This is a genomic window from Microcoleus sp. A2-C3, from assembly GCF_036706065.1.
Lineage (GTDB): Bacteria > Cyanobacteriota > Cyanobacteriia > Cyanobacteriales > Microcoleaceae > Microcoleus.
Genome location: NZ_JAUBVX010000062.1, coordinates 19,359 through 37,513 on the forward strand (window position 1 = coordinate 19,359; position 18,155 = coordinate 37,513).

12 protein-coding genes are annotated in these 18,155 nt (G+C 46.8%); 6 read left to right on the plus strand and 6 right to left on the minus strand.

The window, feature by feature from the left end; all coding sequences use genetic code 11:
• Positions 1 to 140 precede the first annotated feature (140 nt).
• The 6 genes from urtA (at position 141) to urtE (ending at position 6,536) form a co-directional block, all read left to right on the plus strand.
• On the plus strand, positions 141 to 1,463 hold the full coding sequence (gene urtA / locus QUB66_RS25300; protein ID WP_332970113.1) for an urea ABC transporter substrate-binding protein: 1,323 nt from the start codon (positions 141 to 143) through the stop codon (positions 1,461 to 1,463).
• A gap of 185 nt (positions 1,464 to 1,648) precedes the next feature.
• Positions 1,649 to 2,809 carry an ABC transporter permease gene (locus tag QUB66_RS25305; RefSeq protein WP_442923325.1) on the plus strand — a complete coding sequence of 387 codons (1,161 nt, stop codon included), beginning with the start codon at positions 1,649 to 1,651 and terminating at the stop codon, positions 2,807 to 2,809.
• 26 nt (positions 2,810 to 2,835) lie between these two features.
• Entirely contained in the window at positions 2,836 to 3,978 is a 1,143-nt protein-coding gene (urtC, locus tag QUB66_RS25310; protein WP_332970114.1) for an urea ABC transporter permease subunit UrtC, read from the plus strand.
• A 91-nt stretch (positions 3,979 to 4,069) separates the two neighbouring features.
• On the plus strand, positions 4,070 to 4,798 hold the full coding sequence (locus tag QUB66_RS25315) for a TIGR00266 family protein (protein WP_332970115.1): 729 nt from the start codon (positions 4,070 to 4,072) through the stop codon (positions 4,796 to 4,798).
• Positions 4,799 to 5,021: 223 nt separating this feature from the next.
• Positions 5,022 to 5,768, plus strand: a complete 747-nt coding sequence (urtD, locus tag QUB66_RS25320) for an urea ABC transporter ATP-binding protein UrtD (protein ID WP_332970116.1) — start codon at positions 5,022 to 5,024, stop codon at positions 5,766 to 5,768.
• Positions 5,769 to 5,837: 69 nt separating this feature from the next.
• Positions 5,838 to 6,536, plus strand: a complete 699-nt coding sequence (gene urtE / locus QUB66_RS25325; protein WP_265235868.1) for an urea ABC transporter ATP-binding subunit UrtE — start codon at positions 5,838 to 5,840, stop codon at positions 6,534 to 6,536.
• 100 nt (positions 6,537 to 6,636) lie between these two features.
• Here the strand turns inward: urtE and QUB66_RS25330 are convergent, their stop codons facing one another.
• The 6 genes from QUB66_RS25330 to QUB66_RS25355 all read right to left on the minus strand — a co-directional run.
• Positions 6,637 to 7,344: a pentapeptide repeat-containing protein gene (locus QUB66_RS25330; RefSeq protein WP_332970117.1), complete on the minus strand. Its 708-nt coding sequence runs from the start codon at positions 7,342 to 7,344 to the stop codon at positions 6,637 to 6,639.
• A 193-nt stretch (positions 7,345 to 7,537) separates the two neighbouring features.
• Positions 7,538 to 8,014: a chemotaxis protein CheW gene (locus QUB66_RS25335; protein WP_265235864.1), complete on the minus strand. Its 477-nt coding sequence runs from the start codon at positions 8,012 to 8,014 to the stop codon at positions 7,538 to 7,540.
• A 138-nt stretch (positions 8,015 to 8,152) separates the two neighbouring features.
• Positions 8,153 to 10,960, minus strand: coding sequence for a hybrid sensor histidine kinase/response regulator (locus QUB66_RS25340; RefSeq protein WP_332970118.1), 2,808 nt, complete (start codon positions 10,958 to 10,960; stop codon positions 8,153 to 8,155).
• A gap of 238 nt (positions 10,961 to 11,198) precedes the next feature.
• Positions 11,199 to 16,991: a PAS domain S-box protein gene (locus QUB66_RS25345; protein ID WP_332970119.1), complete on the minus strand. Its 5,793-nt coding sequence runs from the start codon at positions 16,989 to 16,991 to the stop codon at positions 11,199 to 11,201.
• Positions 16,992 to 17,180: 189 nt separating this feature from the next.
• Complete coding sequence (locus QUB66_RS25350; protein ID WP_265234632.1) at positions 17,181 to 17,678, minus strand: chemotaxis protein CheW; 498 nt, start codon at positions 17,676 to 17,678, stop codon at positions 17,181 to 17,183.
• 256 nt (positions 17,679 to 17,934) lie between these two features.
• Positions 17,935 to 18,155: hypothetical protein (locus QUB66_RS25355; RefSeq protein WP_332970120.1), on the minus strand; the 221-nt coding region annotated here is incomplete at its 5' end.

An 18,155-nucleotide genomic window follows, 5' to 3' on the forward strand; every position in this document is an offset into this window, starting at 1 on the left:
CCACAAAACCTTAATTTTGTCAATCAATAATAAGTTTTGTATCTAAACATACAAAAGTATTCTCAATCTAGTCTTAATATCAAGTCGCTATATGTTATTCTCAATCATCTGACTGAGCTATTTAAGAGTAACAAGAAAAAATGACAAAGCGATTCGATCGGCGGAAATTTCTTTTATACGGTTCTGCTACCCTCACATCAAGTTTATTTCTAAAAGCTTGTAGAACTCCGACTCCAACAGCCACCCCAGCCGCTTCTCCAACCGGAACTACACCAGCATCACCAGCAGCAGTCAGTGGAAACACGATCAAAGTAGGAATTTTGCATTCCTTGAGCGGCACAATGTCCATCAGCGAAAAAAGCGTGGTTGATGCCGAACAATTAGCGATCGAAGAAATTAACAAAGCTGGTGGCGTCCTGGGAAAACAAATCCAAGCAATAGTAGAAGACGGCAACTCAGACTGGCCAACTTTTGCCGAAAAAGCCAAAAAATTGATCGATCAAAACAAAGTTGTCACCGTCTTTGGCTGCTGGACATCTGCCAGCCGCAAAGCAGTATTGCCAGTATTTGAAGAAAAAAATCATATGCTCTGGTATCCCGTACAATACGAGGGTCAAGAGTGTTCCAAGAATATCTTTTATACCGGGGCGGCGCCGAACCAGCAAATAGAACCAGCAGTAGACTGGCTGCTAGAAAATAAAGGCAAAAAATTCTTCTTAGTTGGGTCTGACTACGTTTTTCCTCGAACCGCAAATACCATTATCAAAGCACAGCTAGCAGCCAAAGGTGGCGAATTAGTTGGAGAAGATTACATTCCTTTGGGCGGTACAGAAGTCACGCCAATTATCACTAAAATTAAGGCAGCTTTGCCCGACGGTGGCGTCATTTTCAATTCGCTCAACGGCGACAGCAACGTCGCATTTTTCAAACAGATGCAGGGTGCAGGTTTGGGCCCTGACAAATATCCGTCCATGTCTGTCAGTATTGCAGAAGAAGAAGTAAAGGCGATCGGCGTAGAATATCTTAAAGGCCATTACGCCGCCTGGAATTACTTCATGACTGTGGACTCTCCCGCAAATACAAAGTTTGTCGCAGCATTCAAAGCAAAATACGGCAAAGACAGAGTGACAAACGACCCGATGGAAGCAGCTTACATCATGGTTTACCTGTGGAAGCAAGCCGTCGAAAAAGCAGGAACAGCCGACGATTTGGACAAAGTGCGGGCAGCAGCTTTGGGTCAAACTTTTGACGCGCCGGAGGGCAAAGTAACGCTGGAAGCTAACCACCACCTTGCTAAATTTGTGCGATTGGGCCAAGTAAGAGAAGACGGTTTGTTTGAGATTGTTTTTGCTACTCCAGAAGCAGTGAAGCCGGTGCCTTGGAATCAGTTTGTCCCCGAAACAAAAGGCTTTTCTTGTGATTGGTCAGATCCGGCAAAAGGCGGCAAATTTAAGACCAGCTAAGTAAAGCAGAATCAAGTTCGGCAACGAGCAATGTACGGGATGTAACGGATGTCAGTTTGTAGGTGCGCAATGCGCACCTTATCCCTTAGATAACTACGAACCTAAAAGGTGGCTCGTGGTGCGAAATGCGTACCTTATCTCTTACATAACTACACCAAATATTATAGAAAAATAGGAGTAAAAAAGTGCTGAGCGGCTTATTGGACGGTTTATTCAACGGCATTAGCATCGGCGCTGTTTTACTAATTGCAGCCCTGGGATTAGCGATTATTTTCGGGTTGATGGGCGTGATTAATATGGCTCACGGCGAATTGATGATGCTGGGAGCTTATACAACTTTTGTAGTGCAGAATGTTTTCAAAGGTATTGGAGGATTTGCCTTTGAAATGTATATTTTATTTGCCATTCCCCTAGCTTTTTTAGTCGCGGCACTGGTAGGATTAATTCTCGAACGCGGAGTGATTCGCTATCTTTACGGGCGGCCTCTAGAAACTCTGCTGGCGACGTGGGGCGTAAGTTTGATTTTACAGCAGTTTGTCCGCAGCGTTAGTTGGCTGCTGGTAACGGGAATAGTGGTTTTTTGTTTGTTATTTTTTGGCGGTTTGCAGGTGCTGAAACGACGCCCGGATTTCGATCGCACTCGCAGCACATTTATCGCCATAATTTTACCTCTATCTTTGGGTATTTCTTGGGCTGTCAGCGCAGTTTTAAGCGAAACTTACAAACTCGCAGTAACTCAACCTTGGTTTGGCGCTCAAAACGTTGATGTGACAGCGCCTGCATGGCTGCGCGGCGGCATCCCCTTGGGCAATTTTCAACTCCCCTACGCCAGACTTTTTATTATTGCGCTGACAGGAGTTTGTTTGGCGGGAATTTACCTATTTTTGCAAAAGTCTGTGTGGGGATTGCGGATTCGCGCTGTGACGCAAAATCGCAGCATGAGCGCTTGTTTGGGAATACCTACCGAGAAAGTAGATGCGCTGACTTTTGCTTTGGGTTCTGGGTTGGCTGGTGTTGCTGGCTGCGCGATTAGTCTGATTGGTTCGGTAGGCTCAAATACCGGACAAAATTATATTGTCGATACTTTTATGGTTGTGGTTGTGGGCGGTGTGGGCAAGATTATGGGGAGTGTAGTTGCTGCAATGGCGATCGGCACTGCAAATTACCTGATCGGATCTGGAACGCTAGCATTAATGTTTGCTCCTATCAAGCCCTTAGCTGATTTTTTCACATTTTTCGCCACCACCAGCATGGCAAAAGTCATGGTATTCGCCTTAATTATGGCTTTTCTGCAAGTGAAGCCAGGAGGAATTTTTCCGCAAAAAGGACGCACTGTTGAGAATTAACAACTACAGTTTCGATCGCCAAAACAATGAAAAATACACAAAAAAAGGCACGGCTAAAAGAAGCAGCAATTGTAGGGGCGATCGCCCTAATTGCGATCGTGCTCATCCCAGGAATACTTCCAGACGCTCGTCTCAACCAATTAGGACGATTTTTAGCACTAGCAATTGCCGCCCTCGGCATAGACTTAATCTGGGGATACACGGGTTTGCTCAGTCTGGGACATGGCGTGTTTTTTGCGATCGGTGGCTACGCATTCGCCATGCACCTAAAACTGCAAATTCCCCCAAACGCCAGCACTCAATTGCCCGAATTTATGAGCCTCTACGGCGTCACCGAACTGCCCTGGTTTTGGCAACCCTTTTACTCTTTTCCCTTCTCAATCATCGCAATATTCCTCATCCCCGCCATCTTAGGCGGACTTTTAGGTTACTTAGTATTCCGCAATAGAATTCGAGGCGTTTACTTTTCAATTCTCACCCAAGCAGCAACAATTGTATTTTTCAACTTCTTTAACGGCCAGCAAAAACTGATTAACGGCACCAACGGACTCACAGACTTTAAAACCCTGTTCGGAGCCACAGTCAACGGTAGAGACACTCAATATATTTTCTACATTCTCACCATACTATTTCTAGTAGCAACCTACGCCCTCTGCCGGTGGCTGACAAGCGGGCGTTTTGGGCGCTTGCTACTAGCAATTCGCGACGACGAAGTGCGCCTGCGTTTCTCCGGCTACAATCCCACAGGATACAAAGTTTTAGTATTTGCAATATCCGCCGGTTTAGCCGGAATAGCAGGCGCCTTATTTACAGTACAAACCGGAATCATTTCCCCGAAAGCAATGGACATTGCATTTTCGATCGAAATGGTAATTTGGGTAGCCGTAGGAGGGCGCGCCACATTATCAGGAGCAATATTGGGAGCGCTGTTAGTCAACTTTGGCAAAAGTTTCTTGAGCGAACAATTTCCTGAAGTCTGGCTATTTTTTCAAGGCGCGCTATTTTTAATAGTAGTCACAGTCTTGCCAGACGGCTTAGTTGGATGGCTGCAACATCACGATTTTGAACACATCCGCCGCCTGTTCAAAAAACCAAAGTACGCATCTACTTATCCCAGCCTGGAACAAGACCCCGAAGTACAGCGAGAAAAAGAAGAACTTGAACATTGAATGCTCAACAATGATATACGTTATGCTTGCGGATTGTCCAGGAAAGATTTTGTAGTAAAATATTGAGTTATTTAATTTTAGGGACAAAGAGATGGCAGATATTATTGACTACAAAATCTACGGCGACGACTTGCAACTCATCGAAATTGAACTAGACCCCAGAGAAGGCGTGAGGGCTGAAGTGGGAGCCATGACATACATGGAAGGCGACATCCAGATGCAAACAGCCACAGGTGGTGGCATATTTCAAGGTTTCAAACGGATGCTGACAGGGGAAAGTTTTTTTATTAGCACCTTTGTCAACAGCGGAAATCGCAAGGCCCGCGTCGGTTTTGCCGCCCCCTATCCTGGGCAAATAATTCCCCTCGATTTAGGTCAACTTGGCGGCAAATTTCTGTGTCAAAAAGACTCATTTCTCTGTGCGGCAAATGGGATTGACATTGATGTAGCTTTCACCAAGCGACTCGGTGCCGGTTTCTTTGGCGGAGAAGGCTTTATTCTGCAAAAATTGCAGGGTGACGGCCTCGCTTTTGTTCATGCGGGAGGAACAATAGTTGAGAAAAATTTGGGAGTTGGCGAAGTGTTGCGAGCAGACACTGGTTGTTTGGTCGCTTTTGCGCCGACTGTAGATTACGATATTCAGTTTGTGGGTGGCTTTAGAAATGCTTTATTTGGCGGCGAAGGCTTGTTTTTAGTCAAGCTAACCGGGCCTGGTAAAGTGTATTTGCAAAGTCTGCCACTCTCGAAATTGGCTGAGCGAATTATGGCTGCACATAAAGCTCCTGTAACGAGCAGTTCTAGCAGTTTTCAGTTAGAATAAATCGGCTGTAGGGTGCGTCATCCTGCAAATTTATTTGTTTTTTCCAATACTATTGGCTGACGCACCTTGCAAGAAACTTCCATTAAATTCATTTGCTCTGCATTCTAAAAAATATCTGCGTTTATCTGTGTTAATCTGCCTTAAATCGGCGGTTGATTAATCAAAGATTTATGCAATGCAAGTCTAAGGCAAACCCGTTGTTGTATATTGCAGAATTAAAATTATGAATGGAAAAGTATTAGAAATAGAAAATTTGACTGTTAGTTTTGATGGTTTCAAAGCCATCAACGGTTTAAATTTCAGCATGGATGCGGGCGAACTGAGAGTGATCATTGGCCCAAACGGTGCGGGGAAAACAACTTTTCTCGATTCGATTACTGGGAAGGTGCAGCCGACAGAAGGGCGTGTATTATTTAAGGGGAAAAATTTGCGAAAATTGTCGGAATATCAGATTGCTCGCCTGGGTATTGGCCGCAAGTTTCAGACACCGCGAGTTTACTTGAATTTAACGCCGAGGGAAAATTTAGAGCTATCTTGCAACGGCAATAAAAATGTATTTCCTACTCTATTTAAAGGTTCTCCTGTAGCTGAAAAACGCACGGTTGCGGGTTTGTTAGAAACAATTGGTTTAGTTGCTAAAGCTGATGTTTCTGCTGGTTTGCTTTCTCACGGGGAAAAGCAGTGGTTGGAAATTGGGATGTTGGTGGCTCAATCTCCCGATTTGTTGTTAGTAGATGAACCTGTGGCTGGTTTGACTGATGAGGAAACGGCGCTGACTGGAGATTTGCTGATTTCGTTGGCCGAAAGTCATTCGGTGTTAGTGATAGAACATGATATGGAGTTTGTGCGGCAAATTGCTCAAAAGGTGACGGTGCTGCATCAGGGTTCTGTTTTGTGTGAAGGAACGATGGATGAGGTGCAAAATGACGATCGCGTAATTGAGGTATATTTAGGAAAACCTGACAGTTGATAGTTGACAATTGTCATTAGTCATTAGTCATCAGTCATTGATCATTAGTTATTACCCATTATTAAATATATGCTGCAAGTCTCTGATTTGAATGTTTATTACGGCGAAAGTCACATTTTGCGCGGTGTCGATTTAAGCGTCAATGCGGGGCAAATGGTTTGTTTGATCGGCCGCAATGGTGTTGGCAAAACTACGATGCTAAAAACGATTATGGGGTTGCTGCAACCGCGCAGCGGCACAATTAATTTTGGCGGACAATCTATTGCTTCTAAGTTGACTCACCAGCGGGCTAAAATGGGCATTGGTTATGTGCCTCAAGGGCGCGAAATTATCCCCCGTTTGACTGTGAAAGAAAATCTTTTGTTAGGTTTGGAAGCGAAACCAACTCTGACAAAAAATCCTGAAGTTCCTGATGAGATTTTTGAGTTATTTCCGGTTTTGAAGACTATGCTCGATCGCATGGGAGGCGATTTGAGTGGGGGACAGCAGCAGCAGTTGGCGATTGCTAGGGCTTTGATGGGTGAGCCGAAATTGCTGGTTTTGGATGAACCGACGGAGGGGATTCAACCGTCTATTATTTTGGATATAGAGGCTGCGGTGCGCCGCGTGGTTGCGACTAGGGGAATTTCGGTTTTGTTGGTGGAGCAGCATTTGCATTTTGTGCGGCAAGCTGACTGGTATTATGCTATGCAAAAAGGTGGGATTGTGGCTTCTGGAAGCACTGGCGAATTGAGCGATGAGGTGGTTCAGAGATTTTTGGCTGTTTGATGTCCAATCAATAAGACTCGGCGGTTGAAACCGCGACTACACAAACGAAGTCCGCCTGCGCGGACTCAAGAATGAAGCGGATATTCAAGCTGGATTGATATTATTGCTTTTTGCTGCCGTCTGGCATTGTTGTACCTCCCATGCTGGCTCTGTCCAAACTGGCTCCGTCGATGTTAGCATTGCGGAGGTTGGCATTTGACAGGTTGGCATCTCTGAGGTCGGCAAATCGCAAATCTGCGCCGTCTAAATTGGTTCCTGTCAAGTTAGCTTTTCGGAGGTTGGTGTTGCTGATTCTTGCTCCGATTAACTGGGTTCCGCTTAAGTCTGTGCGAGCCATATTGGTGTTGACAAAATCTGAGATCTCGAAGGTACTGCCGCTGAGGTTGGCGTCTGATAAATCTGCTCCTGTGACGATCGCATTTTTTAAGCGTATGTTAACTAATTTTATCGCTCGGAGGTCACACCGGACGCAGCTTTGGGTTAGCAACAGCGTTTCGACGTTGGCGTTAATTTGGTCAATTTGTTGCTGGGAAAATTTTTCGGCAAATTCTGGGGAGACGTAGCCGAGGTTTTTGGGATCTTCTGCTTTTGGTTGGGGTGTTGGTGTTTGGGGTGTTGGTGGTTGAGTTGTTGGTGGTTGGAGTCTTGGTGGTTCGGGTATTTGTGGTTGGATGATTGGTGGTTGAGGTGTTTCTGGTTGGGGTGTTGGTGTTTGGGCGATCGCCCTTTGTTGCAGTCCCATCTGCGGATATTGTAGAGTAGCGGCAAACATTAGCAGGGCGATCGACAATCTTGTGATTTTTTTCATAAAAACATTGCAAATAAATCATTTATATTGTATGATATTATGCGCCTTTATTGCCGTATTATATGATAATAATTACGTTATATGTGTTTGACATAAAAATATAAAATTGGTTGGTAGTGAGGATTTTAGTCCTCAGATTTTCAAGAAAACTCAAGTCCTCATTACTACCTAACATTGATTAGCAGCGGGCGCGCTACATTTCGCTAAATAGATCCAAATTCAGATAAAAGACTTCAGAACCGTCGGGTGCGCGAATTATCTTTTCTATTACCGGAGGTAGTTGCTGTTTGCGGTACAATTCGGGAATTTCGCCGAAGCTTTCTTCGGAAATTTCCAAAATCTTGGGCATATCAGGAATGGGAATTCCCAGGCGATCGCTCTTATTTAAGCTGCAAACAATCAGGTAGTTGCAGTCAGCAATGCTCCGACTGCTAGGAAATATTTTGGATAAATTAATCAAGGTAATCAGTTCTTCTTGGTGCCGCACTAAACTTTGACCGCTATTTAAAAAACCGTAGGGATTAAAGTCTTTAACCACGCGCTGCACTTTTTCTATAGAAACTGCATAATTAACGTTTCCCAGTTCAAAGGAAATAAGTTTTCGAGGAGGCGTTCTGACAGCGCCTTGTTTCTTGCTGCGAAAACGACGATTGTAATTCGTGTGAGTCATGCGATTTTAGATTGGGGGATTGGTAATTGGTAATTGGTAAATCCAAAAGCTCGAAACATTTGTATTCCTAATGACTAATGACTACTGACTACTGACTACTGACTACTGACTACTGACTAATGACTACTGACTAATTATTTAATGTTTGATTAATTTGGGGATGGCTTCTAAAAGTTGGGATTCGCTGTAAGGTTTGGTGAAATATTGATTTGCGCCTAATTCCATTGCCATTTGTCGGTGTTTTTCGCCGCTGCGGGAGGTCAGCATGGCTACAGGGATTTTAGCAAACCGCTGGGTCGATCGCATAGAGCGCAATAATTCAAATCCATCCATCCGGGGCATTTCAATATCAACAATCGCCAAACTGCAATCGAGACCATTTTGCAGCTTTTCCAGGGCATCCAAACCGTCTTTAGCCTGCACGACTCGGTAGCGGGCGCGAGTCAGCATCAGAGACAATAACTGCCGAATTGTATAGGAATCGTCCACTATCAAAATCTGGGGTGACTGACTCGAACTCGGCGCCATATGCGGCGTTGTACCCGACACAGGCGCGATCGAACTATTGGCTAAAGAAGGTTGACCCACCAAATCATCCACATCCAAAATAGTCACCACCCGCCCGTCCCCCAAAATCGTACTCCCCAAAACCCCGCGAGGCTTGGAGAGAGGGGGCGGCAGAGGTTTAACCACAATTTCCTGCTGGCCGATCAGGCGTTCCACTGCTACCGCCAGCATTCCTTCGCTAGAAGCCAAAACCAGGACGGGAATGTGATCTTGAGTCAAAGGGTCTGGGGAGGGGCCATCGGGGCCGAGAACGCTGTATTCGAGCAAATCTTGCATCCGCACCAAACGAATAAATTCATCCCGCCACCACAACATCGGTTGATTGCCGGCGGTGTGAACTTCCGAAGCTTTAACGTGCAGAATTTCCTCGACTGCATCCAGTGGAACTGCTATTTTATTGCGATCGGTCTTTACCATCAAAGCCTCAGTAATCGACAGCAACAGCGGCAGTTTGATGATAAAACTCGTACCTTTTCCCAGGCGAGAATCCACCTTCACCGTCCCGCGCACAGTCCGCAAATTTGTTCGCACCACGTCGAGCCCGACTCCCCGCCCGGAAAGATCGCTCACTTCTTCGACAGTGCTAAAACCGGGCCAAAATAGAAAATCATAGAGTTCAACAATCGAAAATTCTTGAGCTTGTTCTTCCGTCGCTAAACCTTTTTTAACAATTTTGCTGCGAATGATTTCCGGGTCAATTCCTTTGCCATCATCGGCGATAGTAATAATAGTTTGACCGCCTTGGTGACGGGCTTCTATTTCAATTTGACCGCTGGCTGGCTTGCCGATTGCTTGCCGAATTTCGGGTATTTCGATGCCGTGATCGAAAGCATTTCTGACTAAGTGTATTAAGGGGTCGCGCAAAGCATCGAGCAAACTCTCGTCAATTTTGGTATCTCTTCCTACTAACAGCAAGTTGACATCTTTATCGTAGGTGAGGCACATATCTCGAAGCGCCCTAGGTAAGTGATCTACGGCGCGACTGAAACTGACGACTCGCAACTGCATGACGCGGCTGCGTAGCTGTTCGGTAATGCGGCGCAGTTGGTCGGTACTGCGCTCGAATTTCATTGCTAAAGTGTCTAATTTGGTGGCGGATTGTGAAATTGATTCGGCGGTTTCGATGACTTCAGATGCTGTCGAGTGAAATTCTGTATAACGATCCATCTCTAAGATATCGAAGTGATTATGGGCGATCGAGGATTTGACGTTAGCAAGCAGTGGAAATTCTGTTTCTGCTGCTGCAATTTTTCCCACCAATCCCGAATTGTCGTTTCCCCCTCTCCAATCGGCAAAACTCAGTCTGTCGTATTCTTCCCGCAACTGGCCGCCGAATTGGTTTAAATCTACGATACTGCGGCGAATTCGCTTGACTTCGCCCCGCAATTCTGATTCTTGCAGTTCCAAATTGGTACGGTTGATGACTAATTCTCCGACTAGATTTACTAATTCTGTTAAGCGTTCTAAATCTACGCGGATTGTTGGTCTTTGCGGGTTGGGGAGAGGGGAAGAGGGGGAGAGGGGGAGAGGGGGAGAGGGGGAGATTGGGGGAGGGGTTTCGGATGCTTGTGATTCGTCGGAGGGTGGGGGGGAGATTTGGGGGAGTTCGATCGCCCTTCCGTCTAATATCTGCTGGCGTGCGGTTTGCAAATTTTGGGCGATCGCCCAACCGTCGGACTGCAACCGTTGTAGAGTCAAGTCCTTTGAGTCGATCAAATCTCTGAGGGGTTCAGCGACTGTCCCAAAATCTCGCAATTGCAGCATTCCAGCCAAACCGGATAGTTGGTAATAAACCTGATTGAGGGCGGTGACGCTTTTGGGCAAATCTGCCTCGGAAGCTTGGGAAAGCTCGGTTTCTAGGCGATTGAAGATTGGCGGCAATTCGTGCTCAAAAATCAATTTCAGGGTTTCGGGGGCTGGCGATTGGCTGACTTTGGGGACTGGCGGAGGTTCTGGCTTACCGTATTTTGCCTCGAACTGGGCGTGAATTTGGGCGATCGCCTCCAAGTTCGCCGTTTGATCGGGAGTGGTGACATCCGAGTGCTGGATGGCTTCGATCGCAATCTTTTTGAGAGCATCCACACCTTGCAGCAAAATAGTCACAGTTGCCTGTTCCAGGGCCGACAAGTCTGTGCGATCGCGCAAAATGACAAAACAGTCCTCCAGCGTGTGAGCAGCCGCCGACACGTTTTGAAACCCCAACATCGAGCCCGCACCTTTAATCGAGTGAGCGCCCCGAAACATTTCTTTAACAGCCGCTTGTCGCCCTTTCAAATCGGCGGATTCCATCGCCAGCAAGTGAGTCTCCATTGACTGAAGAAACTCTTGCGTTTCTGCGGTAAAAGCATCTATTAATTCGTTTAAATCATCGTCATTCATATTAGTCGGTTGTCGGTTGACTGTTGACTGTTGGCTGTTTTTTTTATATGTCAGGTTAATTGACTGTAATTATTTTAGGGGCGGATTGACGATTATCAATACTAAATCCGGCATTCTTAGTCCGCTAGCAGTGGACTTCGTTTGTTTAGTAGCGATTTCAATCGCCGAATTATCTAATCTGACAATCGTCAACTGACAACAGTCAACCGTCAACAGTCAACTGTCAACAGTCAACTGACTAACTGCGGAAATTTGCCACCGACTTTTGCAATTTGTCAACAGAACCGGATAGATCGTCCAAAGATGCTTTGACATCCGAACCCTTTTGTGCAGTAGTATTAGCAATCTCGTTGACTTGCTGCATACTGTTAGAAATTTCCTCAGCCGAAACAGTTTGCTTAGCTGAAGCGCGAGTAATATTCTGCACCAAAGCATTCATTTCTCGACTAACTTCGATGATGGCATTCAGGTGAGTTTTAGCTTCGCTGGCTAGCTTAGTGCCTTCCACTACCTCCAAAGTTCCCGATTCCATTGCCTTCATCACGCGGCTGATTTCTTCTTGAATTGTACCGACAATTTCCGAGATTTCTTCAGTAGCGCCGGCCGATCGCTCTGCAAGCTTCCGCACCTCTTCGGCGACAACCGCAAAACCCAAACCTTGTTCGCCCGCTCGTGCCGCTTCAATCGTAGCATTGAGAGCTAACAAATTGGTTTGGGAAGCCAGTTGAGAAATCGAAGTGACAATTTTGCCAATTTGCTGCGAAGATTCGCCCAAACGCTTCATCATTTTTGAGGTTGAGGCGATCGTCAACCGGAGTCCGTTAATGCCTTCGACAGCGCGATCGACCGCCATACCGCCGACTTCTGCGGTGTGAGAAGATTGCTGGGCGACTGTTTCAGCCCGCACCGAAACATCTCGCACGTCGCGGATCGAATTCACAATCCGCTCGATCTCCCGCATGATCGCAGATATTTTTGCTGCTTGAACTTCCGCCTGTTGGGTGAGTTGGCTGGTATTGCTGATTGACTCGCCAGTGGCAGATGTTACCTGTTCGGCTAAAGTTTGAATCCCCGTTACCACCTTCCGCAGAGAACCGATTAAGAAGTTGAAAGAATCGGCGACAGCACCTAAAACATCGTTGGTAACTTCCGCCCTGACTGTCAAATCGCCTTGAGCCGCGCCTTTAATTTCTCCCAACAATTTGAGGACTTGCTGCGTCATCGAATCGGCTTCTGCTTTGCGTTCTGCTGCCAATTTTTCCAGCCGTTCTTCTGCTTCTTTGCGCTCGGTGATGTCAAAGCGGATGGCGATATATTTGATTATTGTGCCGCTGGTATCGAAGATGGGGGCGATCGTCGAATCTACCCAATAAAATGAGCCATTTTTAGACAGATTTTTGATTTCTCCTTTCCACACCAAGCCGCGCGAAATTGTCAGCCACATTTCGGCAAAAAATCCTTTGGGATGGTAGCCGGAATTGACGATGCGGTGGTCGCGGTGCAGCAATTCTCCCATGCTGTAACCGGAGATTTGAATGAATCTGTCGTTGGTGTAGGTAATCAGGCCTTTGATGTCAGTTTCGCTGACGATCGCAGCTTCGTCTAGGGCATTTTGCCGCGTTTTGAGTTCTTGCAGCAAGCGTTGCTGTGTCTCGGCCAACTGCTGCATCTGCTGCTGGGATGCTCTTTCTTGGGTGACGTTGCGGCAAACGACTACGCCGCCTTTGATTGCTCCGGTTTCGTCTTTGAGCGGCCTGCCGCTAATTTTTATCCACAGGCCCTCCGGCTGGGCTGCATGGCGGGTGAAAACATCTACGTCGTCTACTGATTCTCCTCGAATTGTGCGCGCTAAAGGTATGTCGGCTGTGGGATAGGGAGTGACTCCATCTGGCAAAAATAAGCCGTATTTTCCCGACCACTCGTCGGGGGGAGTATCTGTCGAACCCAAGCCAAAGATATTTTCGGCGGCGGGGTTGAATAAAACAAAATTGCCATTTTCGTCGGCAGCAACTACGCCGTCGCTAATGCTGTCAATTAACAGTTGCAAAAGATTGCTTTGGCCTCTAAATTTGTCTTCGGAGCTGGCTAATTGGGCTGTTGTTGCTTGCAGTTGGACGATCGCCTGTTTGCTTTGGGTAATGTCGCGAGCGACTGCATACATGATCTTTTCTTCTATTAGCGGTCGCGACTTCCACGACAGCCATTTGTAGGAACCGTCTTTGCACCGGTAGCGGTTTTCAAAAGCGATTACTTCGGCCCCGTTAGCTATTTTTGCCGTTTCTGCTAAGGTTTTTTCGCAGTCTTCGGGATGGACGAAATCGATAAAAGATTGGTCTTGCAGTTCTTCTACGGTGTAGCCGAGGGTTTTTGCCCAAGCGGGATTGAGGCGCTTGAATTTGCCTTCAAAATCGGCGATGCAAAGCAAGTCGAGGGAGAGGGTGAAAAACCGATCGCGCTCTACTTCTGCTTTTTTGCGATCGGTAATTTCGATCGCCACACCGCCGACACCCATCGGTTTGCCGTCCTCTCCGGCCAAAGGAAAGTAAGACGCCAGCCAATCTCGGATAACGCCCGGTTGGTTGAGAGTTGTTCCCGACACCTCAACGTTTAAAAACGGTTGGTTGGTGGCGAGAACCTGCTGCAAAATCGGCTCTAGGGTATCAACCATGTCCGGTAAAACTTCCCTCACCGTTTTGCCGAGGTGTTCGGCAACTGAAACGCCGGTAGTTTCGGCTAATTTCTCGTTTGCTTGCACGAACCGCAACTGGTCGTCAAAGATAAACATGGCGGCCGGGGCGGCTGCAAAAAATGCGTCAAAGCGGGATTGACGCAAAACTAATTCTCGTTCTAAGGCTTTGCGATCGCTAATGTCGCGGCCTTCTGGAATCAGCATCACGATTTTGCCACTGTCGTCTACGATCGGCTTGAGGGAGAAGTCCACAGTCATCACAGCACCTCCAGCAACCAGCACGTCGGCTTCGTAGCGGACAAATTCGCCGGCGGCGGCAGAGGCGATCGCAGCTTCGATTTTTTGCTTGGATTCTGGGGAAATCTGCCACCACAGATTGTCGGCAAACTGCGTGCCCACGAAGTCTTTGCGCCCGAGTCCGGCGATTGTCATGGCTGTTTGGTTGATTTCTAAGACGGTGCCATCTGGTTCTAGCATCCCGACTAATTGGAACGATTGGTCGAAAATGGCTCGGAACAGTCTTTCGCGATCGCGCAGCATCTCTTCTGCGCGTTTGCGATCGCTAATGTCGCGGCTAACTGTTGCGAACCCCATAGGCTCGCCAGTTTCTGGGTTTTTGACTGTAAATAGGGTGAAGTCAACGGGAATATTTTCGCCGGTTTGAAAGTTCCTCAAGCGGAATTCGCCCTGCCAAAAACCGTCTCGCACAGTAGCAGGCACGATTTCTTCTCTGAAAATCTTAGCGTCTTCTGGTGTGAAGAATTCATACATACTTTTGCTTTGGACTTCTTCAATATTTTGCAATCCCGCGAGCTTAATTCCAGCGGCATTCATGTATTTTGGCTTTCCCTCCATTGTTGCCATGCCGATAAAATCAGAGCTGCTTTCTACGAGCAAAATCAATTTTTGGTTTTCGATTTCAGCCAGCTTGCGATCTGTAATATCGTTGTTAATTTCTAAAATTGCTTTGGGTTTTCCCTGTTCATCCCGCTGCAAAGTCCAGCGACTGAATACGGTAATTTTGGTGTGGTAATTAGTGGTGTGAATCAGTTCTCCTTCCCAATAATCCTGCTGTTCTAGCTGTGCTGAAATTGATGCTAAAGGTTGGGGATATCTCGTATCAAACAAGCTGTGAGTAACTTTTCCTAAAGCTTCTTGCTTTTTCCAGCCGTAGATTTTTTCAGCGCCTTGATTCCAGTAATCAATCGTGCCGTCGAGTTCTCGAATAATCAAAGCATCGCTGGCTAGGTCGAGCATTTGCAAGTTCTGCTGCAAGGATTGTTCCGCGCGCTTGCGATTGCTGATGTTGCGGGCGATCGTTGACATAAATTCAACTTCTCCGCTCTCGGATTTGTGGACAATAATTACTTGAGAAACCGGTATTTCTTCGCCGTCTAAAGTCTGCCAAATTGTCTCGCCGCTCCACACCCCATCCCGACTAGCTGCGGGGATGCCGACGTTCATAATAGTATCAACACTTTTGGGCGATGTCAGGTCGGAAATTCTGACTTCGGCTAAACTTGCGTCCGCGCCAACTTTTAACATTTCTCTGGCGGCCTGGTTGAGATAGATGGTGCGCTGCTGGCAGTCTGCCATCCCTACCCAGTCTGTTGTGGCTTCTAGGATGGCTTTAAGCCGCAGTAGCTGCTGTTCGGATTCGCGGCTTTCTGTGATATCGCGCGCGAAGCCGAGAACGCCTATAATGTTGCCTTCTGCGTCTTTGAGGGACAATTTCTGGGTGTCGAAGACGTGTATTTTGCCGTCGGCTAAGGTGGCGGAGTCGTTGGGAGCCGGCGCAGTCTGGTTGTCGGCCCGGAAGTTTTGGATTTGGTTCTGGGAGTCTGTTTCGGCGTGGGTGTTACCGAAGATGCGATGATCGACCGATATACCGATTTCTGCGTCGTCTTTGCCGATAATTTCTGCTTGAGTTTTGCCGAAGGCGGCGGCGAAACCTGCATTGACTAGGGCGTAGCGGCCGTCTTGATTTTTGACGAAGATGCAGTCTGGGGTGGCGTCAATTACTGTCCGCAGCAAACGTTGGGAATTTTCTACTTTTGCCAGTGTTTGCCGCATTTGTTCTTCCATTTGCAGGCGCTTGGTGATATCTCTCATCGCGCAAACGAGGACTTTCCTGCCACAGGCATCTACAAATGTTGATTTTTTGCCGCAAAGAAACCGGGTGTTTCCTGCTGAGTCTGTGATAGTTTTTTGGCTTTCGGTGCTGGTATTTGACAAGAAAGCTAATTCGTCTTTTTCTCGATATATCTCTGCTTCCTCTTTGGGCAAGAACAGGTCGTAGGATTTGCCCATTAGTTCTGATCTGCTGCGACCCATGTATTGACAAAAGGCATCGTTTAATGTTAACCAGCGGTGCTGTTCGTCTTTGACGTAAATCGGGTCTGGGATGGCGTTGAGGATGTTGTTTAAGAATTCTTCTGAGGCTTTTAATTGCTCTTGAACAGCGGTGCGATCGCGAACTTCCTGTTGCAATAGTGCGTTGGTTTCCTGAATCTGCTGGGTTCTTTCTTTGACTCGCTGCTCTAGTTCTGCGGTGAGCTGCTGCAATTGGGCTTCTGTCTCTTTCAACTGGGTAATATCGCGGCCTTCGGCGAGGATTTGATATACTTCTCCTGTTTCATTTAACAGCGGTTTAAACGACACGTCAATGACTGTCACCTGGTTGTTGGCTCCGGTGATTTCGTATTCTTCCCGCACAAACTTGCCGGTCGAGACTTGTTGAATGTTGGTTTTTAGGCGCTGCTGGTTGGTTGGGGATGAGGCCCACCAAGGTGTGTGCCAAAATTTCAGCCCCAGCACTTCTGATGCTTGGAAATCGCCCAATTCTAGTGCTGTCCGATTGGCTTCGAGCAGAGTACCGTCTGGCTGCAATAATGCGATCACTTGAAAAGCTTGGTCGAAGATTGCCTGAAATCGCTGGGTAGTTTCGCTCAGCGCTTGTTCTGTTTCTTTTTTGGAGTTCAGGATTTGGGTGGAACCTACTAATAACTGGTAGCGGTTGGACAAACTCAAAAATCCGATCGCCGGAATGACAGTTATCCAATCGGAGACAGTTTGCATTACCGGGGAGTGCGGCAGTCCCAGGTATTCGGCGGCGTGGCCGCTGTGTCCGAAAGCGCAACTCCAAAATATGCCTGCTGTGACTGTGGCGAAGATATCGAACCCAAATTGACGGTTTCGCCACAAACCTAAGCTGATCAGCGCAGCAATGGCAAAGTAACAGACACAAATGATGCAATTAGCAACCCCAGCTAGCAGCGATGGGGAGATGTCAGGTAATGTGAGGGTGAATGTCGTGGCGATCGAGCTATAGAGAAGTTTCATGATAAAATTTATAGTTGGCAACTTAAATGCGGGCGATGGATCAATTTTAGATTTTAGATTTTAGATTGACTCCATATTTTTCCTTCTTCCTTATACTTGAGATTTTAGATTTTAGATTGACTCCATATTCTTCCTTCTTCCTTCTACTTGATGACTACTGACTACTGACTTCTTCCTTCTTCCTTCTACTTACCAGCGTTCGGAATGGGCGATCGCTTCTACATCGACAATCATTAGCAAGCGTCCTTCGGAATTGTACAAACCTTTTAAGAATGGAGCTAGATCAGGACTGACATCGATTGCTGAGACAATGCGATCGGGATTTAAAGGTAAAACTCCTTCGACGCGGGAGACAGCCAAGCCCATCCGCATTCTCGACAATCTCACGTCTCGCGGATCTGGCGCTTCCACCACTAGGATGCGGCTGCTTGGGTGGTGGGTGTCAACCGGCTCGATACCTGCAAACCGTCCAAAGTCTGCTGCTGCTAAGATTTCGCCCCGCAAGTTGGTTAATCCCAGCAAAAATGGCAGGGTGTTGGGAACCGGGGAAATCGGTTGTTCTTTGAGGGAAAGGACTTCCCGCACTGCTTCTAACTCTACGCCAAAGAGACTGCCTCCTTGACCGAAAAGGAGAAATTGCTTTGTTCCACTTGTCTGATTCCCCACCGGGGGAGCAGTTGTTTTCATTGCTGATTTTTTGTTTCTAGTGTATCTTACAAATTAGGATTTTGGTTGGTCAGGAAAGCCGATCGCTCGCTGCAAGTTTTCAGCATTAGTTTTGCAGGATCAAATGGTTAAATAAATCGCGGGTTGGGCAACGGGAATGATTGCTATCATTATAGATACAATTTTTAATGGATTCATAAACCCAGTGTATTTGAAAAAATGTAGTTTCTCGCTATGATGTTTTATGAAAGCTTCTGAATACTTGATATAGCGCTTTTCAAGTTAGTTTGGTCAAGCGCAAGCGATGATCGATGACCAATTCCCAATTTTCAATTCCCAATTCCCAATTCCCAATTCCCAATTCCCAATTTTCAATTCCCAATTCCCAATTCCCAATTTTCAATTCCCAATTCCCAATTTTCAATTCCCAATTCCCAATTCCCAATTCCCAATTCCCAATTCCCAATTCCCAATTCCCAATTCCCAATTCCCAATTCC